This window comes from Vreelandella venusta (assembly GCF_044809155.1).
GTDB classification, from domain to species: Bacteria; Pseudomonadota; Gammaproteobacteria; order Pseudomonadales; family Halomonadaceae; genus Vreelandella; species Vreelandella venusta_B.
In genome coordinates this window covers 1,319,496-1,341,534 of sequence record NZ_CP085241.1, presented here as the reverse complement: position 1 = coordinate 1,341,534, position 22,039 = coordinate 1,319,496, and the positions used below count along the sequence as shown (strand labels likewise).

General features: G+C 54.4%; 21 protein-coding genes. 10 read left to right on the top strand and 11 right to left on the bottom strand.

The annotated features are described in order from the left end of the window. Positions 1-44: 44 nt before the first annotated feature. The 8 genes from LG301_RS06380 to LG301_RS06345 form a co-directional block, all read right to left on the bottom strand. Positions 45-1,040, bottom strand: coding sequence for a septal ring lytic transglycosylase RlpA family protein (locus LG301_RS06380; RefSeq protein ID WP_404474415.1), 996 nt, complete (start codon positions 1,038-1,040; stop codon positions 45-47). Next, complete coding sequence (gene mltB, locus LG301_RS06375; RefSeq protein WP_404474413.1) at positions 1,037-2,059, bottom strand: lytic murein transglycosylase B; 1,023 nt, start codon at positions 2,057-2,059, stop codon at positions 1,037-1,039. The genes LG301_RS06380 and mltB overlap by 4 nt, the downstream gene beginning before the upstream one ends. Before the next feature lie 39 nt (positions 2,060-2,098). Continuing rightward, positions 2,099-3,262 (bottom strand): rod shape-determining protein RodA, encoded by a 1,164-nt coding sequence (rodA, locus tag LG301_RS06370; protein WP_404474411.1) that lies wholly within the window; start codon positions 3,260-3,262, stop codon positions 2,099-2,101. Further along, positions 3,262-5,169 carry a penicillin-binding protein 2 gene (gene mrdA / locus LG301_RS06365; RefSeq protein ID WP_404474409.1) on the bottom strand — a complete coding sequence of 636 codons (1,908 nt, stop codon included), beginning with the start codon at positions 5,167-5,169 and terminating at the stop codon, positions 3,262-3,264. The genes rodA and mrdA overlap by 1 nt, the downstream gene beginning before the upstream one ends. Positions 5,170-5,240: 71 nt before the next feature. Further along, entirely contained in the window at positions 5,241-5,708 is a 468-nt protein-coding gene (rlmH, locus tag LG301_RS06360; RefSeq protein WP_404474407.1) for a 23S rRNA (pseudouridine(1915)-N(3))-methyltransferase RlmH, read from the bottom strand. After that, positions 5,705-6,091 carry a ribosome silencing factor gene (gene rsfS / locus LG301_RS06355; protein WP_404474405.1) on the bottom strand — a complete coding sequence of 129 codons (387 nt, stop codon included), beginning with the start codon at positions 6,089-6,091 and terminating at the stop codon, positions 5,705-5,707. The genes rlmH and rsfS overlap by 4 nt, the downstream gene beginning before the upstream one ends. A 141-nt stretch (positions 6,092-6,232) precedes the next feature. Continuing rightward, positions 6,233-6,889 carry a nicotinate-nucleotide adenylyltransferase gene (nadD, locus tag LG301_RS06350; RefSeq protein ID WP_404474403.1) on the bottom strand — a complete coding sequence of 219 codons (657 nt, stop codon included), beginning with the start codon at positions 6,887-6,889 and terminating at the stop codon, positions 6,233-6,235. After that, the gene (locus tag LG301_RS06345) at positions 6,886-8,193 is read right to left on the bottom strand and encodes a glutamate-5-semialdehyde dehydrogenase (RefSeq protein WP_404474401.1); all 1,308 of its coding nucleotides are present in this window, start codon (positions 8,191-8,193) and stop codon (positions 6,886-6,888) included. Before LG301_RS06345 ends, nadD begins: the two co-directional genes overlap by 4 nt. A 230-nt stretch (positions 8,194-8,423) precedes the next feature. Between LG301_RS06345 and LG301_RS06340 the strand changes: the two genes are divergently transcribed. From LG301_RS06340 to LG301_RS06330, 3 genes are read left to right on the top strand one after another with little or no spacing between them, the layout of a single operon-like run. After that, positions 8,424-9,278, top strand: a complete 855-nt coding sequence (locus tag LG301_RS06340; protein ID WP_404474399.1) for a hypothetical protein — start codon at positions 8,424-8,426, stop codon at positions 9,276-9,278. Then, the gene (locus tag LG301_RS06335) at positions 9,275-10,207 is read left to right on the top strand and encodes a diguanylate cyclase domain-containing protein (protein WP_404474397.1); all 933 of its coding nucleotides are present in this window, start codon (positions 9,275-9,277) and stop codon (positions 10,205-10,207) included. Before LG301_RS06340 ends, LG301_RS06335 begins: the two co-directional genes overlap by 4 nt. 22 nt (positions 10,208-10,229) lie before the next feature. Then, on the top strand, positions 10,230-11,627 hold the full coding sequence (locus LG301_RS06330) for a bifunctional DedA family/phosphatase PAP2 family protein (protein ID WP_404474395.1): 1,398 nt from the start codon (positions 10,230-10,232) through the stop codon (positions 11,625-11,627). Here LG301_RS06330 and LG301_RS06325 read toward each other — a convergent pair. From LG301_RS06325 to mpl, 3 genes are read right to left on the bottom strand one after another with little or no spacing between them, the layout of a single operon-like run. Continuing rightward, positions 11,624-12,244: a LysE family translocator gene (locus LG301_RS06325; RefSeq protein WP_404474393.1), complete on the bottom strand. Its 621-nt coding sequence runs from the start codon at positions 12,242-12,244 to the stop codon at positions 11,624-11,626. The two genes, LG301_RS06330 and LG301_RS06325, sit on opposite strands and share 4 nt — an antisense overlap. 5 nt (positions 12,245-12,249) lie before the next feature. Then, positions 12,250-12,918, bottom strand: a complete 669-nt coding sequence (locus LG301_RS06320; protein ID WP_404475191.1) for a flavin prenyltransferase UbiX — start codon at positions 12,916-12,918, stop codon at positions 12,250-12,252. 14 nt (positions 12,919-12,932) lie between these two features. Continuing rightward, positions 12,933-14,309, bottom strand: a complete 1,377-nt coding sequence (gene mpl / locus LG301_RS06315) for a UDP-N-acetylmuramate:L-alanyl-gamma-D-glutamyl-meso-diaminopimelate ligase (RefSeq protein ID WP_404474391.1) — start codon at positions 14,307-14,309, stop codon at positions 12,933-12,935. A gap of 223 nt (positions 14,310-14,532) precedes the next feature. Between mpl and LG301_RS06310 the strand changes: the two genes are divergently transcribed. The 7 genes from LG301_RS06310 (at position 14,533) to LG301_RS06280 (ending at position 22,032) form a co-directional block, all read left to right on the top strand. Continuing rightward, entirely contained in the window at positions 14,533-14,919 is a 387-nt protein-coding gene (locus LG301_RS06310) for a glutaredoxin family protein (protein ID WP_404474389.1), read from the top strand. A gap of 274 nt (positions 14,920-15,193) precedes the next feature. Further along, positions 15,194-16,774 carry an ABC transporter substrate-binding protein gene (locus LG301_RS06305; protein WP_404474387.1) on the top strand — a complete coding sequence of 527 codons (1,581 nt, stop codon included), beginning with the start codon at positions 15,194-15,196 and terminating at the stop codon, positions 16,772-16,774. A gap of 209 nt (positions 16,775-16,983) precedes the next feature. After that, a complete protein-coding gene (locus LG301_RS06300; protein ID WP_404474384.1) occupies positions 16,984-18,033 on the top strand; it encodes an ABC transporter permease in 1,050 nt (349 codons plus the stop codon). Then, positions 18,030-18,986, top strand: coding sequence for an ABC transporter permease (locus LG301_RS06295; protein WP_404474383.1), 957 nt, complete (start codon positions 18,030-18,032; stop codon positions 18,984-18,986). The genes LG301_RS06300 and LG301_RS06295 overlap by 4 nt, the downstream gene beginning before the upstream one ends. Before the next feature lie 7 nt (positions 18,987-18,993). Next, positions 18,994-20,010 carry an ABC transporter ATP-binding protein gene (locus LG301_RS06290; protein WP_404474380.1) on the top strand — a complete coding sequence of 339 codons (1,017 nt, stop codon included), beginning with the start codon at positions 18,994-18,996 and terminating at the stop codon, positions 20,008-20,010. After that, complete coding sequence (locus tag LG301_RS06285) at positions 20,007-21,071, top strand: ABC transporter ATP-binding protein (protein ID WP_404474378.1); 1,065 nt, start codon at positions 20,007-20,009, stop codon at positions 21,069-21,071. Before LG301_RS06290 ends, LG301_RS06285 begins: the two co-directional genes overlap by 4 nt. 49 nt (positions 21,072-21,120) lie before the next feature. Further along, positions 21,121-22,032, top strand: a complete 912-nt coding sequence (locus tag LG301_RS06280) for a LysR family transcriptional regulator (protein WP_404474376.1) — start codon at positions 21,121-21,123, stop codon at positions 22,030-22,032. Positions 22,033-22,039: the final 7 nt, after the last annotated feature.

The following is a 22,039-nucleotide window of genomic DNA, read 5'->3' as shown; positions in this document are numbered from 1 at the left end:
AACGTGACTGAGCACGTTATTTAGGTTCAATAAAAAAAGGCGACTTATTTAACAACAAACACTTGCGGGAACCCTGCATGGCGTAATGCTTCACGCGCTTGCGCCTCTTGGGCAGGGATCACCGGCCCTACTTGCACACGATGAACATCCGCATCACTCATTACGCGTACCGCGTGTGAAAGCTCCCCCTGTAATCGACGCTGTAGCTGCTCAGCTCCCTCTGCACTTCCTAACGCCGCAATTTGCAGGTAGACCGCATTGCCCTGCACAGACTCTCCAGATACTTGGGGTTGAGCAGAGGAACGCCGCGGTGTGGCATCTGATGTGGTGGTCGCTGTGGCTGTTGCTGCTTGCACCGTTGTCGAACTGGCTGCTGGCGCACCACTCCCATCTCGCTCTGCAAGCCACTGGGCAGGGTCAATGGCTTCTACGCGGACCTGACCTGTGCCATTCTCTAGAAACCCTAAACGTGCAGCCGCGGCATAGGACAGGTCGATTTCACGATCACTGTGGAATGGCCCGCGATCATTCACTCGAACAATAACCGATTCCCCATTATTCAAACTGGTGACTCGGGCAAAAGTTGGCAATGGTAAGGAACGGTGAGCCGCCGACATTTTATACATGTCGTAAATCTCGCCGTTGGACGTAGCATAACCATGGAATTTCTCACCATACCAAGAGGCGGTTCCCTGCCGAGTGTAGCCTTTTGCATCGGGCAACACGCTGTAGGTTTCTCCCCACACTTCATAGGTTGGCCGATTACCTGCCCGCGATAGAGGCTCAACACGCGGCTCCGCATCTGGAACTGTACTAACATCCGGTGGCTCAAGCGGGTAAGCATCGCCGGTCATTGCGTAACGCCCACCGCTGCTGCCCGCATTGCTTGAACTACTCGCACTACCCGGCGCTGAAGCATTTTCGCTAAGAGGGGTACCGACACTGGCACGCTGGGCTTCTTGGCTAGCACAGCCGCTTATTAGGGCCACAATAGCGACAGCACCTGCCACGCCTCGGGCATCTGCTAACACTTTGTTCATCCTTGATCCTCAATCCGCTGCTCGATAGCGTCGGATAATTCTGCCACCGCCATCGCATAGAGATGGCTATGGTTGTATCGAGTAATAACGTAGAAATTATACTCACCCAACCGGTAGAGGTTGCTGCCGTCGGCAAGCTCTAACACCAACGGAACGACCTGAAGCGTTGGTTCAAGGGCAACCCCAGGCTCAATACCCGCGCTTGTTGCCTCCGCTACGGTAACTGTCGGTGAACGTGTTTGATTAAATGTCAGCCCCTCTGGTGGTGACGTGGGGCCACTCGCTGGGTGATAAATCGCACTATCACGCTGCCAACCATGCTCAGCAAAATAATTGGCCACGCTGCCTATCGCATCAACAGGGTTTTCCCATAAATCGCGAATACCGTCACCGTCGAAATCAACGGCATAGGCCTGATAACTGGTGGGAATAAATTGCGGATAGCCCATCGCTCCGGCATAGGAGCCATACAGCGATGTTGGTTCAACACGCTGCTCGTGAGCAATCTGCAGAAAGGCAGCTAGCTCACCGCGGAAGAAATCACCCCGCACCGGATGGTGAAATGCCAGTGTGGCCAGCGAGTCGAGCACTCGATGGCGACCTTTATGGCGCCCATAATAGGTTTCCACACCAATAATGGCAGCAATGACCTCGCTAGGAACGCCATAGACCTCTTCAGCGCGAGCGAGCGTATCCACATGCTCTTGAACAAAAGCAGCCCCCTCTTCAATGCGCTGCTCGGTCATGAATATGGCGCTGTACTCATGCCAGCTTAAGCGACGTTCAGCCGCACCCTCCATAGCATCTAGCACACCCTGGTTAAACTTCGCTTGATTGAAGGTTTCGGTTAACCAGGCCTCTGGTAACCCTTCAGCCATTAATTCATCAACCAATTGCTGGGTACGCTCGTGGTTCTGCGGGTTAAAATGCGCTTGCTCCTCAGCCCATACGGCAGGGGTCGAGCATGCCATTACGACAGCCATCAAGTAACTACCTGCGTTGTTTCGGGCCCTATTCATTAACTCACCACTCCTGTGAAAACCATCATGCTTCAACCCTCAGCGCGGTAACAAGCGACGATGCGCATGAATCGACATGAGAATACCGAACCCAGCCAATAAGGTCACGCTTGAGGTGCCACCGAAACTCACCAAAGGCAGCGGCACACCCACCACTGGCAGAATCCCGCTGACCATACCGACATTAACGAAAACATAAATGAAAAACGTCAGGATAATGCTGCCCGCCACTAACCGCCCAAAGGTATCCTGAGAAGCAGTGGCTAGCCACAAACCTCGCCCCACTATCATGACATAGAGCGCTAACAGCAATAACATCCCCACAAGACCAAACTCTTCGCCCAACACTGCAATAATGAAATCCGTATGGCGCTCGGGAAGAAATTCAAGCTGAGACTGAGTGCCATCCAGCCAGCCTTTTCCCCATAATCCACCGCTACCAATCGCCGTAGTGGACTGAATAATATTCCAGCCTGAACCTAACGGATCACTTTCTGGGTCGAGAAACGTCAGCACCCGTTGGCGCTGATAGTTATGCATGTTCATCCACAGAAGCGGCAACCCGGCCGCCATCAGCGCCCCGATAGCGCCAATCAAGCGCCAAGAAAGGCCTGCCAACAGCACCACAATAATCGCCGCGCTGGCGACAAGTAACGAGGTGCCCAAATCAGGCTGAATAGCCGTCAGCACGACAGGCACCCCGATAATGATAGCGCACACCGCAATATCGCGTAGGCGGGGGGGTAGCTGGCAGCGGTTCAGGTACGCGGCCACCATCAATGGCACAGCGAGCTTCATCATTTCAGAAGGTTGAAAACGAATAACCCCAGGGATGACCAACCAACGCTTAGCCCCCATACCCACATCGCCAACGAGCTCTACCGCAAGCAGCATGGCGAGCCCTACCCCATAGGCAACCGGCGCCCAGCGTAGAAACGTTGAGGGCGAGAACTGCGCAATAATCACCATACCGGTCAGAGCAATTCCGAACCGGACAGCTTGAGCAATGACCGTTTCAATACGCTGACCCGATGCACTGTAGAGAACAAACAGCCCGGCTACCATTAACATCAGCAGCATGCCTATCAACCAAGGGTCGAGATGAATGCGCTCCCAGATGCTTTTGCGTCGCGCAATACCGCTACTGGGAGGCCGGACAGGGTAGCGGCGAAAAGAACGAGAGAGCATTTCCCAAACTGCCATTAGTTGCCCTCCACCCTGGCGGTATCTTCTTCTAGCACTTCACGCACTTCATCCACTTCTGGAGCGCTCTCTTTTAGTAGCCAGGCATCGGTCATTGCTCGTGCAAGGTGGGCCGCATGGGTACTGCCCCCACCCGCATTTTCTACAATCACTGATACTGCAATTTGCGGGTCTTCAAGCGGCGCAAACGCCATAAAAAGCGCGTGGTCGCGTAGACGCTCTTCAAGCTCCTCTGCGTTGTAACGCTGATCTTGCCCCAGCGAAAACACCTGTGCAGTTCCCGACTTACCTCCCATTCGGTAATCAAGCCCCACCCCAGTACGCCGAGCGGTGCCTTCACTACCGGTGAGCACTTTTTCCATGCCGCTAAAGACCCGATTCCACCAGGTGTCGTTATCCAGCTCAATATTTGGCAACGTATCCGGAAGATCTCGGGGTAACGGCTGCTCACCTACTTCTCGAACAAGCCGGGGTTTTACCCACTGCCCCCGATTCGCCAAGACAGCCGTCGCACTGGCTAACTGCAGTGGGGTCACCTGCCAATACCCCTGACCAATACCCACCGAGAGCGTTTCCCCCGGATACCAGGGCTGGTTAAAACGGGCACGTTTCCAGTCGCGCGACGGCATCAACCCCGTGCTTTCACCTTGCACATCATGGGCAACTCGCTGCCCAAAACCGAAGTTGCTCATCTGCTCATGCAGCTTGTCGATACCCAGGTCGTGCGCCAGCGAATAGTAGTAAGTGTTGTTGGAAACAGCGATCGAGCGCTCCATATCAACCCGCCCATGCCCCCAGCGCAGCCAGTTGCGGTAGCGCCGAGTGTCGTTGGGTAATTGATAAAATCCCGGATCACTGATCGTGCTGTCAGGAGTAATCGCCCCCTCCACTAAGCCCGCGAGAGCAAGGAACGGCTTGATGGTGGAGCCAGGCGGATAGTGCCCTCGGATAGCGCGATTAAATAACGGCAAATCAAGATCTTCTTGCAGCGCCCGATACGAGGGAACATCGATACCGGTTACGAACTGATTACTATCAAAACCAGGCGTTGACACCATCGCCAGAATTTCTCCAGTATCCGGCACCACCGCCACAATCGAACCGCGTCGTCCATCCATCAGCTCGTAGGCCAACATCTGCAGCGATTTGTCTAATGTGAGAGTCAGGTTTTCACCGGGAACGGGGTCGGTACGCCCAAGCTCCCTTAACACGCGGCCGCGAGCATTGGTTTCTACTTTGCGTAATCCGGCTTGGCCGTGGAGCTGAGCTTCATAAAACCGCTCTACACCGGTTTTACCAATAAAGTGTGTACCGGCATACCGACCGGTATCCAAAGACTGCATTTCATCAGCATTAATGCGCCCCACATACCCTAACGCATGCGCCATCACCTCTGCATCGGGGTAGTAACGCAGCAGCTGGGCTTCTACTTCAACACCGGGTAACCGGTGACGATTTACCGCTAAGCGAGCAATTTGGTTTTCGCTTAAGTCACTCATCAAGAGCGCTGGCTGGAACGGACGCTGGCGCTGGCGCGAGCGAACATTAAACGCATCGATTTCTTCTTCGGGTAGTTCTAGAAGTTCCACTAGCAGCGCCAGCGTGTCGTCTAAATCGTCGACACGCTCACGCACGAGTGTCAGGTTGTAGGTAGGGCGATTTTCAGCAAGCAGGATACCGTTACGGTCATAGATAAGCCCTCGGGTGGGCGGCAACGGCTCAACACGCACGCGGTTTTTTTCTGAGCGAGTGCTGTAAAGATCATGTTGAGTAATCTGCAAATAGGCAAGACGCCCTGTCAGTAAGCTGGTCAACACAATAACAACCAGTACGGCAAGCAGCGCCCTCATACGGAAAATACGCAGCTCTTGCTCGGAGTTTTTTAGCGTATCAAGGCGCTGGGGCATGGCAACAGATGACTCTCAAATCTAACAAACGACGCAACGGTAGCCATGGTGATGGCCCGATTTTCGCACGCCTAGCGATGATAGGGATGACCAATTAACAGCGTCCACGCACGGTACAACTGCTCGGCGAGCATGATGCGCACCAGCGGATGCGGTAGCGTAAGCGCAGAAAGCGACCAAGATTTGTCCGCCAACGCGGAAAGCGAAGGCTCCAAACCATCCGGGCCACCCACAAGAAGTACAACATCTCGCCCCGTCATGCGCCAAGCATCGGCCTCCTGGGCCAGCTGCTCGGTACTCCACGTTTTGCCTTTCACCTCTAACGCCACGATATACTCGTCACCACGCAGCTTTTCACGGATACGCTGAGCTTCTTGGGCACGCGCTTTGGCGATATCGGCATTTTTGCCCCGTTGCCCAAGGGGGATCTCTTCAATTTCTAAATTGAAGTCGCGAGGCAACCGTTTGCGGTAGGTTTCAACGCCTTCTTCTACCCATCCAGGCATTTTCGTTCCCACCGCTAACAGCCGTATTCTCATGGCATAGTGACCCGCTCTTCTAGGCGTTTGAGCGATTCACCAATCGCACCAGCGTCGTTCGGCAGGTCTGCCCATAGCCGCTCAAGGTCATACAGCGCGCGCGCTTCGGGCAGCATGATGTGAACTACGATGTCGCCCAAGTCCACCAGCACCCAATCCGAGTTATCGCCACCTTCTACACCGCGGGGCTTAAGACCGGACGCTTTGGCTTTTTCAACAACGTTTTGGGCAAGCGCGGAGACGTGACGTGTTGAGGTTCCGCTGGCAATCACCATGAGATCGGTGACTTCGGTTAGCTTAGAAACATCCAGCTGGGTAATATCGCGTGCTTTTAGCTCTTCTAGCGCGTCAATCGCTAGGATTTTCAGTGTATCGATGTGCATGGCTCCTGAAGGCAACCCCTTGTGATAAGGCTAAGTAGTAAGGCTAGAAATAAAAACGGCTGTTAGCTGTGCGTTAAAGCCAGTATCAATCTGCCGCCGTTAAGCGGGCCATTGTAACGGCTTCTTTGATGACTGCCAGCGCTATTCGTGCGTTTGATAAAACCCCTGTTGCAAAATACTCTGCTCCACTGCTTCCGGGAGCAGATAACGCACGCTCTCCCCTGATTTTAGGCGCTCTCTTACGTAAGTCGCAGAAATCGCCATCATTGAGGGCAGCGTGAGCGATAACATTGAACCGCAAGGGCGCCGCATGAGCGCTGCCACACTATCGACTTCACGATTGCCCACCAGTTCCTTCAGAGCTAAAGGCCAAGGCGTTTGATAGCCGGGCCGGGCGATCACTACAAGGTGCGCCAAGGTAAATATATCGTCCGCTTTGCGCCACTTTGTTAGCCGTAAAAACGCATCAAAGCCAATAATCATGGCTAGCGGCACGTCTTCGCCGTACTCCGTGCGCAGCTCAGCGAGTGTATCAACGCTGTAGGAAGGCCCTTCCCGACGCAGCTCGCGCCCATCGGCAATAATGCCTGGCGTATCGGCTATACCTTTCTTGAGTAGCTCTAAGCGCTGCTCGGGCGGCACCTGCGGCGTATCTCGCAGAGGAGGCTGAGGCGCGGGAATCATATGTAGCCAATCCAGCCCCAACGCCTCGCGCACCTCCACCGCACTGCGCAAATGACCCAAATGAACGGGGTCAAAGGTTCCGCCCAGCATGCCGACCTTTAACGTATGACTCATTGACGAACCTGACCATCCCCGAACACGACGTACTTTTGTGTTGTCAGCCCTTGCAGTCCAACGGGTCCCCTTGCATGCAGCTTGTCGGTGGATATGCCAATTTCTGCCCCGAGTCCATACTCGAAGCCGTCCGCAAAGCGGGTAGACGCATTGACAATTACTGAACTGGAATCCACTTCTGCCATGAAGCGGCGGGCAAGCGAGTAGTCCTGGGTCACGATTGCATCCGTATGGTGAGATCCGTATTTCTCAATATGCTCAATCGCCTCGTCCATACCCTCAACTACCTTGATCGCCAATACGGGAGCCAAATACTCCGCATGCCAGTCCTCTTCTGTCGCCTCAAGCGCTTGCGGCAGCAATGCCCGCGTGCGCTCGCATCCACGAAGCTCTACTTCGTACTGAGCGTAGGCACGCGCTAGCTCGGGCAATACGATATCGGCAATCGGTGCATCCACCAATAAGGTCTCCATGGTGTTGCACGTTCCGTAGCGATGGGTTTTAGCGTTAACAGCGATGGCCATTGCTTTTGCTGGGTCAGCCGTTGTGTCAATGTACACATGACAAACACCGTCTAAGTGCTTAATAACAGGCACTTTCGCCTCACGGGAGATACGCTCAATCAACGATTTACCGCCACGGGGAATAATCACATCAACATACTCAGGCATACTGATCATCGCACCTACCGCAGCGCGGTCGGTGGTCGCCACTACCTGAACAGCCCCCGCAGAAAACCCTACATCCGCTAAGCCTTGCTGAATACAGTGGCTAATAGCGGCGTTGGAGGCGCTCGCTTCTGAACCTCCACGAAGTAAACAGGCATTGCCAGATTTTAAGCAAAGGCTCGCCGCTTCAAGGGTGACATTAGGCCGCGATTCATAAATGATCCCCACCACACCCAGCGGCACGCGCATCTTACCTACTTGAATGCCACTGGGACGATAATTCATCTCGTCGATTTCACCCACAGGATCCGCTAGTCCGGCCACCTGGCGCAGCCCTTCAATCATAGCGTCTATTCGGCTATCGGAAAGCGCTAGGCGATCCAGCAATGCAGGGTCTAAACCGTTTTGCTGACCGCGCTGCATATCAAGCGCATTTGCTTCTAAAAGCACCGTTCTAGAGGCTGCTAGGCGTGCTGCCATTGCTTCAAGCGCCCGGTTTTTTAGGCCGGTATCTGCGCGACGCAGTTCGACAGCAGCTGCCCGGGCACCCTGCCCAAGCGCCTGCATATAAGCGGGCACATCCCCAGCAGCCAAGTGGCGTTGGGCTTGATCCTGGAACGTGGTAGAACCGCTCATATTGTCTCCCTGAGTAGTGACATAACAAGTAGGATGGTTGTCAGCAAATACTATGTGTAATGGTTGTATAGAAGCTATGGTGCCCGTGGCACTAAATGCTTAACGGTATCTTACGCCATTTGGGCGTTATACTGGGGTATGAGATCTTAATTTTGACACGGCAGCGTTATCAAACAGCACTTCAATACCGTGAATAAGCCTCCGTTATTAAGGGTGAATAGTAAGCCACCATGCAAAGTAAGTACAAAATACGCCTACTGAGAGCTAACTTATTCGCCGCCGCTGTGGTGCTGGCACTCTGGACGCCTGCTGCTCCACCGGTTGCCGCGCTAGTACTGTGGCTTTCGGTCGGATGGCTTTTCATCACCGCACTGCTGTTAGATTTTAGCCACCGACGAGCCAGGGGGTTCCCCTGGCAAATGCTGGCTGGCGGCTTGCTACTTTGCTTAATTGCCGCTGCACCCGAACGCCACAGCATGCTGATATGGGTTTTCGCAGCGGTTTGCATGCTGCCACAGAAGCCTATGGCTATTGCCTTCAATGCCAGCGCCGCCCTGTTAAGCTGGATCATGATCGCTCCCTTTCTTAGCAGGCCAGAATGGTTATTGCTTCTATCGTCACTCACAATTTTAGGGTTATTAGCCGTCTCGCGGACACGCCAACTGATTGATATAAATGGTGCGATCCAGCAGCGCTTACGGCTCATCCCGGGGCTGAACTTATGGGCGGGCGAGCAACTGCTGCGCGACCTCGCCCGGGAGCAAATACGCTCTGAACGTGAGGCAATTTACGCTGAAATAATCGTCATAAACGTCAAACGTCACCAGCTCTGGGCCTCAGCACAAAAACTCTGCGAACTCACTTATGACTTTGAAAACGTATACCGGCTAAATGGTACGACGTTAGTTTTATTACTACTGTCTCGCTCGCCAAAGGAGGGAGCGCAACGCCGAGAGCTGATTTGCAGCGCTTTACCTGAGAAGCTGCTCTACCACCACTCACCGCTGATGGATGTGGAGCTTTCAACGCTTACCTTAGAAACGCTGCATACGTTGCCTGCACAGACGCTTGGGAGTACGCCATGACGGAGCATCAGTTATCAGGGCGGTTAATGACTCTAGCCTATAGTGGCAGTGTTTTCATGATGGCGGCTTATACATTGTGGCTATACGCCATGGGCGACTACCGCGACCTGTTAATCCCCATGTTTGTTACCCTGCTGCTTCTCACCGCACTGCTGATGCACTACAGCCAGGATTTGGCCCCCGCCATACCACGCATCATTTTACTCGTAAGCACTTATGTTGTGGTTTTAGCCGCCCTATATTATCAACCCAGCACACCGCTTATCTGGGTGGGCTTACCGATTACCGCCTCTTTTTTGCTGTTGCCACTTTGGGGCGCACTTTTATTAAACATAGTTTGTTCGCCGATTTGGTGGCTTCTACCCAGCGCAAATGACATCACCCCCTCCGTTGTGCTGGGCTATTCAGCCCTTATCTTACTCTCAGCACTCCCCCCTTGGGAGCATGCCCGCAGGCGGGCACTACTCAGAGCAACAGATCCAAACGACAGCGACTGCAACGCTTATCATATCGACACCCTAAAAGAGCGCCTACACAATGAGTATCAGCGCGCAGCGATGCTTAACAAGCGTTTGGCCGTGCTGGTACTCCACTTACCACAGCTGGACATGGCAGAAGAGCAGTTTGGGCAGCGCGCCCAGCTGGCACTGCTAGGCACGCTCTGTAGCGAGGTTAATAGCCGCTGTCGTGACCATGATTTGCTAGGCCGAGCAGGCAACGCCACCTTTTGGCTGGTGCTTCCAGACACGAGTGAAAGCGGTGCTTTATTAGTTCGCGAACGGCTGCAGCGCGCATTATCACGCTGCGTGCTCGTTGAAACAGGACATTTAGATACGCGTATTAGCGTGTGTTTGCCGTGCCAGGGCGAGAGCTTTGAACGTTATGTACAGCGCTTGGAAGCGCGAGCACAGGCATTAGTTGACGCCTAACCCTTTATCTATGGAGCTCCCTTTGTCTCTGGCTGATTCACTCTTTGCGATTTCGATGTCGCCCACCATACTGCTGGCACTGGTCTTGCTCATCGCGCTGGTCGAATCTTTAGCGCTGGTAGGTTTATTGGTTCCTGGAGTGGTATTGATCACGGCAGCCGCTTCGGTTGCCGGGCACCAGTCCCTTGGCCTGCCCTGGCTTGTCGGCGCTGCGTTCATTGGTGCCGTGCTAGGCGATGGTATTAGCTATAAGTTGGGCTACCATCACCGCGAGCAGGTGACTCAGCGCTGGCCGCTGGTACACCACCCCGAATGGTTAGGTCGTGGTGCGCGCTTCTTTGAACGCTATGGGATCTATTCGGTATTTATTGGCCGCTTTGTAGGGCCGGTTCGTCCTATTATTCCGTTAATTGCAGGTATGATGCGCATGCCCGCTCGCACGTTTTTATGGGCCAATGTTGCATCGGCAACGCTATGGGCGCCTGCTTATGTGTTGCCGGGCTATTTATTGGGCCGTACCTGGCAGCAGCGGCTTGACTTGCCACCTAATGTGGAAGCTGCCGCCATGATGATGGCTGCTAGCATAGTGGTGCTGGCAGTCATATTTTCATGGGGAAGAGCGCAGGTGGGCCGCCACGGCTGGGCGTACTTGGCCATTGCAAAAGTTATTCGCCGCACTCCTTTCATGCGCAGGCCATGGCTTTCGATGAGCCGATCCGGCGAGGTACCCCTCGCATCGCTTCTGCTGCTTGTGGTGGCGCTAGCCAGCGTTTCTGCCTGGACCCTACTGGTCATGCAGCATAACGGCCCCTTGATTATCGACCTCCAGGCCCAACGGCTGTTCAGATGGCTAAGCAATGACGCGCTGGTTACCTCTAGTCTAGTACTAGCAGACATTGGGGATACGCTCGGCATTGCCGCCCTCCTTACGCCCTGGGGGCTGTGGCTTTTGGTACACAAGCGCTGGGATGCCTTTTGCCACTGGGGCGCCGCGGTGGGGGGCATTGCCCTACTAAACACCTTGGGCAAGGCTGTTTTTGGACGTGAACGGCCTTTTACCCCTGATCACCTAACGGGTTCACTCGCTTACCCTAGCGCTCACACCTCTACATCGGTAGTGGTGATCGGGCTTGCCGCCGCTTTTCTAGTGGCCGGACTGCCGCGTAGACGGCACGTTTGGGTGTATTGGTTAGCCATTATTCTGGCCACCACGATGGCACTATCCCGCTTAGTGATAGGCGTGCACTGGTTAAGTGACTTGATTGGAGGCGCGCTGCTTGGCTTGGTAGTGTGCGCGCTGGTCAGGCTGAGCTGGCAACGGCGCTACCGAGCGCCCTTGCCGCCCTGCCCGCGGCTACTGCTCGGCAGCGCATCGCTCATGTTAGTCACTTTGCGTGTCATCTACATGCCAGCTTTTTAACCCAGCGCCAACCAAGCGCCTACCCCCAACATCAGCGTCCCCGCAATGCGGTTAAGTAATCGCACGTTGCCGCTTTTACCCAACACTTTTCGCAGCGTTTTCCCGCCCGTTGCGTAAACCAGCATGCTGACAAACTCAATGCTAAGAATAACTGCAATTAGCACGCTAAGCTGAGGCGCTAGAGGGCGGCTGCTATCTAAAAACGGTGGCAGCAATACCATAAAAAACGCCCAGCCTTTAGGGTTTGCAACCGCGGTGACAAGCCCCTGCATGGCCAGTTGCCAACGCCCTGCTGCGGGACCCGCATCCAGTTCACTGGGGATCGCCATGCGTCCCCGAGAGCGCCACATCATAATCCCCAAGTAGGCAAGATACGCACCGCCCGCCCATTTAAAGGCAGTAAACAGCTCGGGCTGGCGAAGCATCAAAGCAGCCACACCCGCGCCAGCAGCGGCTGCCACAAAGCCAACGCCGACTAACTCTCCCACCATCATCCAAAGCGTACGCTTAACACCCTGGGTCATGCCCAATACCATGGCAAGGGTCATACACATGCCCGGCGTAAGCGAAACAAACAAAAACGTTGGCACAAACACTGACAACATGGCCCAGGACATCACCGTTACAAATCCTTATGTTGTGTATCACTGGATGTCGGGTGCGCTTCTCCCCAACGCGGCATCAAGCGGTGGGTAATACCCAACTGATTGAGTATTCGAGCGACAATAAAATCAACAAGGTCTTCAATGGTTTGCGGCTGATGATAAAACCCTGGCGCGGCAGGAAGAATCACTACGCCTAGGCGGCTAAGCGCCAGCATATGCTCTAAGTGAATGGGCGAAAAAGGGCTTTCCCGGGGCACCATTACTAAAGTTCGACGCTCTTTGATAGCGACATCGGCCGCACGCTCGATTAAATTATTGCTAGCGCCAGTGGCCACTGCAGAGAGCGTTCCCGTAGAGCAAGGGCACACCACCATTGCTGAAGGCGCTCCAGACCCTGACGCCACCGGTGCCATCCAGTCTTCACGACCGAAACAGCGGATTTGGCCTGGCTCAGCACCGCTGCGCTGGCTTAGCGCCTCAACTAAACGCGCCGGTTGCGCGGGTAACGAAATATCTGTTTCCGTGGCGATCACCATGTGTGCCGCTTTAGAGATCATCACCCAGACCTCGTGACCTGCTTCTACCAACACATCGATTAAGCGTAAGCCATATTGCGCGCCGGATGCACCGGTTAAGGCCACGGTCACCGGTGGCTTAAAAGTAGAGCTTGGAATATTGGAACTCATCGTTGCCACGCTGGTTACTCCTTAAGAGCTAATGCGGTTAATAGGCGTTCGTGGATACCCTCGAAGCCACCGTTTGACATGACAACAATACGGTCTTGCGGTGATGCTTGGGCGACAACGGCTTCGACCAGCGCCTTGATATCGCTAAATAACTGAGCGCGCTCGCCCTGCTCTGCCACCAACGCGTCCATAGACCAATCCAGACCTGCGGGTTGAAACCAGAACACGGCATCCGCATCGGCAACGCTATCCTTTAAGCGCTCACGCAGAGCGCCTAAGCGCATCGTGTTGGAGCGAGGCTCAATGACGGCCAGCAGGCGGCCCCTGGTGGTGGCCGCGCGTAGGCCTTGTAACGTGGCGGCAATTGCCGTTGGATGATGGGCGAAATCATCGATAACCTGCACCCCACCCACCTCACCGCGCACTTCTTGACGGCGTCGAGGCGTCTGAAAACGTGACAGGGCAGCACAGGCTCGGGGTAAATCAACCCCACAGCGATGCGCCGCCGCCAGCGCTGCTAGCGCATTACGGGCATTATGCTCACCGGTTAACGACCACTCGACAACACCGTCCTCTTCCCCGTTAGCGCCGCGGTAAAGCACCTGAAAGCGACTGCCATCTGGCCGCTCCAAGCTAAGTTGCCACTCGCTGGTAGCAAAGCAGCCAAAGTGCTCAACAGGCGTCCAGGCGCCCATCTTAAGTACCCGCTCCAAGGCAGGCTGCTGGTCGGCCACAAGCAGTTGCCCGTTACCGGGCACTGTGCGCACCAGATGATGAAACTGCCGTTCGATTGCTGCTAGGTCGGGGAAAATATCTGCATGATCAAACTCAAGATTATTCAGCACAGCAATAGCGGGCCGGTAATGCACAAATTTAGAGCGCTTATCAAAAAAAGCCGTGTCGTACTCATCCGCCTCAACCACAAATGGCGCATCGAGGCTACCTAGCTGAGCGGACACACCAAAATTACGTGGCACACCGCCAATTAAAAAACCTGGGGTTTGGCCTGCACTCTCCAGGAGCCATGCCAGCAGACTTGCTGTGGTCGTTTTACCGTGGGTACCGGCAACCGCAATCACTTGCCGATTAGGCAGTACATAGTCGGCAAGCCACTGCGCTCCGGAGGTGTAGTGCAGCTTACTATTCAGTAGCGCCTCCACCTCAGGATTGCCACGAGAGAGCGCATTACCCACCACCACCATATCGATGGTCGCTGACAAATTTTCAGCCCGGTAGCCCTCCATTAGCGTAATCCCTGCCTGTTCAAGCTGGGTGCTCATGGGGGGGTAAACATTAGCATCAGAACCGCTGACCTGGTGCCCCAGCTCTCGCGCGAGCAGCGCCAAGCTACCCATAAAGGTGCCACAAATACCGATAATATGGAGATGCATGGGGTAGTTCCTTATCTTTGCCGTATAAAGGCGACACAACATTTAGAAAATAGCCGCTGAGATTAGCACGCTAAGCCAAACTGCTCATCCCATCATCATTGCGGCTTCACGCCACGGAGCTAGAAAGTGACAAATTCTGCGTATTGTTGCAGGATGCGCCCACCCTGTTAATAAACCACTTACTCATATCGTCTAACCACTAGGCGGGCAAGAGGAACTCACTATGCGCATCCTGATTCGTTACTTTTTTAAAGGCGTTCGGTTTTTGCTGGCGCCAGTCATGCTGATCTCAGAAAAACTGTCTACGCCCAAGTCGGTAGAACGCACCCCAGAAGAGCAGGAGAAGGTGGATCTAGCATGCAAAAGCCTGGCGCTGTATCAATTTCGCACCTGCCCATTTTGTATCAAAGTGCGTAAGGAAATTGCTCGACTGGGGCTGAATATTGAAACAAGAGACGCTCAGTTAGATCCTGAGCATAAAAAAGCCCTGCAAGAAGGCGGCGGAAAAGTGAAAGTCCCCTGCCTGAAAATTACCCATGAAGATGGTCGGCACGAATGGCTTTACGAGTCAGATGCAATTAATCGCTTATTACACCAGCGTTTTGGTTAATAGCCGCTTTAGGCAGGCCAGCCGGCCTGCTTGCTCACCCCCTTTAGCACCAACTTTCGTCTAAGCACCTTGCGCCACCCCGCCGCATTTAGCCATCTCATGCGGCATATGAATGATACGTCTCATTATTTCGATTGTATGACGTAACGGGCACTCTCTATGTTAACTAAAGAGCTTACGAGCTGACCGTGTCTGTTTTACAGGTCACCTATGAATAACAACGTCGTGACCAATGCGTAAAACGAACAATAAACTATCATTCATAGGAACAATTATGACGTTCAAGAAAACGCTACTCGCGTCCGTTATTGGCGCTGCGGTTGCAGGCACTGCCATGCTCCCCATGGCAGCAAGTGCAGAAACACTACGTATTGGCTACTCCGCTGATCCCGAAACTCTCGATTTACATGAGCAGCTTTCTGGCGGCGTACTGCGCTTCTCTCACATGGCATTTGATCCGCTGGTTCGCTGGACTAAGAGTTTTGAGTTTGAACCGCGCTTAGCCACCGAGTGGGAGCAAGTAGACGAAACCACCATGCGCATGACGCTGCGCGAAGGCGTTACCTTCCACTCTGGTAACGAATTCACCGCCAAAGACGTGGTATGGACGATTGAGCGTCTGAAAGAGAGTCCTGACTATCGCGCTATTTTTGAGCCGGTAGCCAGCGCCGAAGCCGTTGACGACTACACCGTTGAGATTGTCACCCACGAGCCTTACCCGCTGCTACTCAACCTCGCTACCTACATCTTCCCGATGGATAGCGAGTTCTACACCGGTGAAACCGAAGGCGGCAACGACAAAGGCGAGATCGTTAAAGCAGGCAACTCCTTTGCTTCACGCAACGTATCCGGTACGGGGCCATTCATGGTGACTGACCGTCGCCAGGGCGTTCGCGTAGATTTTGAGCGCTTTGAAGAGTACTGGGATACCGAAACAGAAGGCAATGTGTCGCGCATTGTGCTGACCCCCATCGCTGAGAACGCCTCACGGGTTGCCGCCCTGCTCTCTGGCGGTGTCGACTTTATTGATGCCGTGCCACCCAATGATCTGGATCGCGTGCGTGGAGCCAATGGCGTTAATCTAATCGAGGTTGATGGTACACGCATTATCGGCTTCCAAATGAACGAAGAGCGCGTCGAAGCTTTCCAAGATGTACGCGTCCGTCAAGCCGTTGATTTGGCTATTAATCAAGAAGGCATTGCCGACCGTTTGATGCGTGGCTTTGCAAATCCAGCAGGGCAATTCTCGCCAGAGGGTTACTCAGGTCATAACCCGGATTTAACGCCACGTTATGACATTGAGCGTGCCAAGGAGCTGATGGCCGAAGCAGGCTATGAAGAGGGCTTCAGCATTGAGATGATTGCCCCCAACAACCGCTACGTGAACGATGCCCAGATCGCCCAAGCGGTGGCCAACATGCTGGCGCAAATCAATATTGATGTTGACCTACGCACGATGCCCCTAGCGCAGTACTGGCCTGAGTACGATACCCGCCAATCCGATATGGCAATGATTGGCTGGCACGCGGATACCGAAGATACCGCTAACTTCTTCCAGTACCTCTCTTTCTGTTTTGATGAGGAAACCGGGGCTGGTCAGTACAACTACGGTGGCTACTGCAACGAAGAGATCGATGCGCTCGTTACGGAAGCCGATAGCGAAACCGACCTTGAAAAACGCAACGAAATGCTGCGTGAAGTAGAAGCCATGCTCTATGAAGACGTTGGCTATATCACACTGCATTGGCAGAACCTTGCCTACGCAGCCGCCGAAGGGGTTGAAATAGAGCCAGTGGTTAACGCGCTTGACTTCCCTTACCTGGGTGACTTGGTGATTAATCGCAGCGACGATTAAGCGCTAAAAGCGCTGATTGATTCAATGCTTAGCATTAAATCAAACGCGTCTCTTCAGCGTTAACAGCCAGCACGTAAACCGCAAGGATGCTTCGCTCCCTAAGTATTTTGGGGGCGAAGCCCTTTTAGTTCACGGTTCAAGGCTGAGAGAACGCTGCTTAACATGCCCCTACTCCCTTTGATGAACCCTTCACATAGGTGGCGTACGCCATGATTGCCTTTTTAATCAAGCGGCTGATGCACGCGATTTTGGTGATGTTTGTCATCAGCGTATTGGCCTTCGCCATCCAGGATAACCTGGGTGACCCCGTACAACAGATGGTTGGCCAGTCAGTGCCTGAAAGCGAGCGCGCAGAAATCCGCGAGCGCTTAGGCCTCAATGACCCCTTTCTGGTGCAGTACGTTCGTTTTGCCAAAAACGCCGTACAAGGTAATTTTGGCTACTCGTACTTCTACCGCGAACCGGCGTTAGAAGTGATTGCCCGTCACTTACCTGCCACTTTAGAGCTGGTATTTGCCGCCACGTTGATTATTGTGCTGTTTTCCGTCCCCATTGGGGTGTATAGCGCTATCAAACCGCGCTCACCGATATCACGCCTGTTTATGGGCATATCGATTATTGGTATTTCGATTCCGGTGTTCTTAACCGCGATCGTACTCATTCAAATCTTCGCTATCGGCGTCACCGTCACGCTGTTCCCTGAAAGTACCGGCTGGGGCGCGTGGCTGAACGCCTTTTTCTCCACCGAAGGCAACATGCCCTCCTTCGGCCGTGGCTATGACCTCGTTAACGTGGTGGGCCACTGGGATACCAACTTGGCGACCTGGAACGGGTTACAGCACTTAGTGCTACCGGCGGTCTCACTGGCCTCGATTATGCTGCCGCTGTTTATCCGCTTGATCCGCGCCGAGATGATGGAAGTCCTTCAATCGGAGTACGTGAAGTACGCCCGTGCTAAAGGGATCTCAATGCGCCGGGTTTATTTTGTCCACGCCCTTAAAAACACCATGCTGCCAGTGATTACCGTCGGCGGCGTACAGATCGGCACCATGGTGGCGTACACCATTTTGACCGAAACCGTTTTCCAATGGCCGGGCATGGGATTGATGTTTTTGGATGCGATCAACCGCGCTGACATACCGCTGATTGTGACGTACCTGATGATTGTCGGCGTGATTTTTGTCGTCACTAACACCATCGTGGATCTGATCTACGGCCTGGTGAACCCCACCGTTAAACTGACTGGGAAGCCCGCATGAGTACACCAACTAACTCCTCCCCCGCGAGCGCTCCACCCAGTCGCTGGGAGCGCGCGCGCGACTCGTATATGTGGTACAGCTTCAAGCGCGACTACACCGCACAACTCTGTTTGGCCGTGTTCGTTTGTATGGTCATTGCCGCTTTTGCCTCACCGCTACTGGCACCGACCGATCCTTACGATCTCGCGCAGATCGATATCATGTCATCGGAGCTGCCGCCCTTTTGGGTTGACGGCGCCGATGAGCGTTACGCGCTAGGTACCGATGCCCAGGGCCGCGATTTGTGGTCGATTGTGCTGTATGGCACCCGCGTCTCACTACTGATTGGTTTCGGTGCCGTTATTCTGCAGGCGCTATTAGGCGTCACGTTTGGCCTAATGGCTGGCTATCTGGGCGGTCGCGTCGACACGATATTGATGCGCCTGGCGGATATTCAGCTCTCTTTCTCGACGCTAATGGTCGCAATCGTGGTGGGTGCCTTGGTCAAAGCGACCATGGGCAGCGCCTTCTATAGCCAGTACGCGGTAATGATGCTGATCCTAATTATTGGCTTGGCTGAATGGCCTCAGTATGCACGCACCGTGCGCGCCTCAGTGCTGGCAGAAAAGAATAAAGAGTACGTTGACGCCGCCCGCGTAATGGGGCTGCGTAGCAAGCGGATTATGTTCCGCCACGTGCTGCCCAATACGATGTCACCGATATTCGTTATCTCTACGGTACAGATCGCCAACGCAATTATCTCAGAAGCGGCGCTGTCGTTTCTGGGGCTGGGAATGCCAGAAACCCACCCTTCGCTTGGCTCTCTGATTAAATCAGGCTTTGACTACATTCAGTCAGGCTCCTGGTGGATCACCCTAATCCCCGGTGCCGTGCTGGTAGTGCTGGTGCTGTCAATCAATCTGCTCGGCGATTGGCTGCGTGATGTCATGAACCCACGACTCTATAAAGGCTGAGGACACCATGGCACTACTTGAAGTGAACAACCTCGATGTACGCTTTGCACTAAGGCAAGGTGATGTACACGCCCTACGTGATATCTGTTTCAGCCTTGAGCGCGGTGAGCGCCTGGGTATTGTCGGCGAGTCCGGCGCGGGCAAGTCGGTTGCCGCGTTTTCGCTGCTCAACTTAATTGCCAAACCGGGCTTTATCGCTGGCGGCACGGTGACCTTTGACGGTCAGGTGCTTAACCACATGTCCGAGCGGGCCTTGCGTAAAGTCCGCGGCAATCGCATTTCGATGATTTTCCAAGATCCAATGATGACCCTGAACCCGGTGCTCTCCATTGGCGAACAGATGGTTGAGTGCTTAAAGGCACACCGGCGTATTTCCTCCAAAGAGGCTCGCGCCATCGCCTTGGACAAACTGCGTCAGGTACAAATACCCTCCCCGGATACGCGCCTGGATCAGTACCCCCATGAGCTTTCCGGCGGGATGCGCCAGCGCATAATTATTGCCATTGCGCTGCTGCTCGACCCGGATATTATTATTGCCGACGAGCCCACCACGGCGCTCGACGTGACCATTCAAGCGGAGATCATGGCGCTGCTGCTGGAACTCTGCGAGCAGCACAATGTGGGGCTTATCCTAATTACCCACGACCTGGGTGTCGTCAGCCAGGTTACCCAGCGCATGCTGGTCATGTATGCGGGTCGAGTCATTGAACAAGGCCCAACGCGGGAGATCATTAATGATCCCCAGCATCCTTATACCCAAGGCTTAATCAACGCCCTGCCGCAGATGGCCACCCCGGGTGAAAAGCTCAATCAGATTCGTGGCAGCATGCCGTCACTCTCTAACCTGCCCAGCGGCTGCGCCTTTCATCCGCGCTGCGATTTCATCAATCGCGCCGATGGCCAGCCTCGCCCCGCCTGCACTCAGCAAGTGCCTGAATTTGTGGAATCTGGCAACTGTCGCGTGGCCTGCCACATGGTGGCTGAAATGCTCGAAGATCGCCGCTTAAAGGAGGACACCCCATGAGTGCGCAGGTAGAAACCCTTGGCGCGACGACGCCCACGCAAAACGAAGAGAGCAGCGAGTCATTGCTGCAAATTCGAGGGCTTAAGAAACGCTTTTCGCTATCCGGCGATTTTTTAGACCAGCTACGTTTTAAAGGCGGCAAACTGATTCGCCACCAAGAATACGTGCATGCCATTAACGGCGTTAATTTAGACATCAAACGCGGTGAAGCGCTCTGCGTAGTGGGTGAGTCGGGCTGTGGCAAATCGACGGTAGCACGAACGGTGATGGGGCTGATTACGCCTTCAGAAGGCGAGATACGCTACGACGGCCAACGCATCGATAACCTGGGTTCGCGCCAGCTACTGCCTTATCGCAAACGCATGCAGATGATTTTCCAGAATCCTTATGCATCGCTAAACCCACGCATGACGATACAGCAAACGCTGGAAGAGCCTCTTCGCCTGCACCACCCAGACTGGAGCCGTGAAAAAATTCTCAGCAAGGTTCAAGACGTTATGGGCTCAGTCGGCATTGACCCTGACTGGGGTAAGCGCTTTGGACACGAGTTTTCTGGCGGTCAGCGCCAGCGCATTGCCATTGCGAGGGCTTTAGCGGTTGACCCTGAATTTATCGTCGCCGATGAGCCTATATCCGCGCTAGATGTCTCCATTCAGGCTCAGGTACTTAACCTATTAATGGATGCCCAGCGCGATCGCAACCTGACTTACCTATTCATTACCCATGATTTAGCCGTGGTGGAACATTTTGGCACCCGGGTAGCGGTAATGTACCTAGGAACGGTATGCGAAGTAGCCACAACGGCGACGCTTTTTGCCAAGCCTCGCCACCCTTATACCCAGGCACTGCTTTCCGCCATTCCGCGCTTGGAAGATGATCGGCCGCAGCACATTCGCCTCACCGGCGAGGTGCCTACCCCGGTCAACTTACCTAGTGGCTGCGTGTTCCATGGTCGCTGCCCCTACGCTAATGCCCGCTGCAAGCAAGAGATTCCCATGTTGCAAACCCAGGATGACGGCACTCGCGTTGCATGCCACGCTGTGGAGGAAGGCCGCCTATGAAGGTGGCCTGCAATAACGCAACTCGCCTGAAAGCACTACGAGGTAAGGCATGGAACTTCGCTGGCTAGAAGACTTTATTGCCCTGGCCAGAACGCGACACTTCTCCCGCGCCGCCGACGAGCAACACGTGACACAGCCCACGTTCTCTCGGCGCATTAAGCTGCTGGAAGAGGAGATGGGCGTCACGCTGATTAATCGGCAAACACTGCCGCTGTCACTCACTCCTGCGGGAGAAGAGTTTCTAACGCTATGCGAACAGGTGACTGACCGTGTTCGCCTAACCCGCGACCGGGTGCGAGAAATCAGCGCTGGGCAGCAGCGGCGAATCATGGTGGCCGCGCCCCAAAGCCTACTGTCACACTTCTTGCCTGAATGGTTAGCCAAAACGGGCTGGCAGGAGCGGATACAACCCTACCTCCGTGCTACCGGATGGGTCGCTAGTGACTACTTTCAGGCACTTGCCAGAGCAGAGTGCGACTTGGCCATGTGTTATTGGCCTATAGAACGCTGCGATTTAGACCTGGACACCAGCGCATGTACCTATCAGGTCATAGGTCACGAGCGCTTGATTCCGGTTACTGGGTTAACTGGCCAAGGAGAGCCTTGCGCTCTTCTACCCGGCACGCGACAACAGCCGACTCCCTGGCTTGCCTACCCCAAGCGCGGCCTGCTGGGCTCCGCTGTAAAAGCCCATCTTGCCCGCATGCCGCAAAGCACCTATTTGACGGCACAGAGTGAAAACCTCTATGCCGCAGGCATTAAAGAGCTCGTACTGCTTGGATACGGCATGAGCTGGCTACCAGAACGCAATGTTGCCGCCGAGCTAGCCCAAGGCACCTTGGTGAGAGCTGGGGATAGCCGCTGGGATGTGCCTATGGAGCTGCGCTTATATCGCTACCAAGGCCAGCATCATGCCGAACTGGATGGGCTATGGAGTGAACTCACTTCACCACGACATTGAAAGGACA

What these genes read in the sequence shown, in the direction of transcription:
- nadD (WP_404474403.1), bottom strand. Translation starts at nt 6,889, where the DNA reads ATGAGTCATACGTTAAAGGTCGGCATGCTGGGCGGAACCTTTGACCCC.
- LG301_RS06285 (WP_404474378.1), top strand. Translation starts at nt 20,007, where the DNA reads ATGAGTGCGCAGGTAGAAACCCTTGGCGCGACGACGCCCACGCAAAAC.
- mrdA (WP_404474409.1), bottom strand. Translation starts at nt 5,169, where the DNA reads ATGCCCCAGCGCCTTGATACGCTAAAAAACTCCGAGCAAGAGCTGCGT.
- LG301_RS06325 (WP_404474393.1), bottom strand. Translation starts at nt 12,244, where the DNA reads ATGTCCTGGGCCATGTTGTCAGTGTTTGTGCCAACGTTTTTGTTTGTT.
- rlmH (WP_404474407.1), bottom strand. Translation starts at nt 5,708, where the DNA reads ATGAGAATACGGCTGTTAGCGGTGGGAACGAAAATGCCTGGATGGGTA.
- LG301_RS06280 (WP_404474376.1), top strand. Translation starts at nt 21,121, where the DNA reads ATGGAACTTCGCTGGCTAGAAGACTTTATTGCCCTGGCCAGAACGCGA.
- LG301_RS06380 (WP_404474415.1), bottom strand. Translation starts at nt 1,040, where the DNA reads ATGAACAAAGTGTTAGCAGATGCCCGAGGCGTGGCAGGTGCTGTCGCT.
- LG301_RS06335 (WP_404474397.1), top strand. Translation starts at nt 9,275, where the DNA reads ATGACGGAGCATCAGTTATCAGGGCGGTTAATGACTCTAGCCTATAGT.
- LG301_RS06320 (WP_404475191.1), bottom strand. Translation starts at nt 12,918, where the DNA reads ATGAGTTCCAATATTCCAAGCTCTACTTTTAAGCCACCGGTGACCGTG.
- LG301_RS06295 (WP_404474383.1), top strand. Translation starts at nt 18,030, where the DNA reads ATGAGTACACCAACTAACTCCTCCCCCGCGAGCGCTCCACCCAGTCGC.
- LG301_RS06300 (WP_404474384.1), top strand. Translation starts at nt 16,984, where the DNA reads ATGATTGCCTTTTTAATCAAGCGGCTGATGCACGCGATTTTGGTGATG.
- mltB (WP_404474413.1), bottom strand. Translation starts at nt 2,059, where the DNA reads ATGAATAGGGCCCGAAACAACGCAGGTAGTTACTTGATGGCTGTCGTA.
- rodA (WP_404474411.1), bottom strand. Translation starts at nt 3,262, where the DNA reads ATGGCAGTTTGGGAAATGCTCTCTCGTTCTTTTCGCCGCTACCCTGTC.
- LG301_RS06305 (WP_404474387.1), top strand. Translation starts at nt 15,194, where the DNA reads ATGACGTTCAAGAAAACGCTACTCGCGTCCGTTATTGGCGCTGCGGTT.
- LG301_RS06290 (WP_404474380.1), top strand. Translation starts at nt 18,994, where the DNA reads ATGGCACTACTTGAAGTGAACAACCTCGATGTACGCTTTGCACTAAGG.
- rsfS (WP_404474405.1), bottom strand. Translation starts at nt 6,091, where the DNA reads ATGCACATCGATACACTGAAAATCCTAGCGATTGACGCGCTAGAAGAG.
- LG301_RS06345 (WP_404474401.1), bottom strand. Translation starts at nt 8,193, where the DNA reads ATGAGCGGTTCTACCACGTTCCAGGATCAAGCCCAACGCCACTTGGCT.
- LG301_RS06340 (WP_404474399.1), top strand. Translation starts at nt 8,424, where the DNA reads ATGCAAAGTAAGTACAAAATACGCCTACTGAGAGCTAACTTATTCGCC.
- mpl (WP_404474391.1), bottom strand. Translation starts at nt 14,309, where the DNA reads ATGCATCTCCATATTATCGGTATTTGTGGCACCTTTATGGGTAGCTTG.
- LG301_RS06310 (WP_404474389.1), top strand. Translation starts at nt 14,533, where the DNA reads ATGCGCATCCTGATTCGTTACTTTTTTAAAGGCGTTCGGTTTTTGCTG.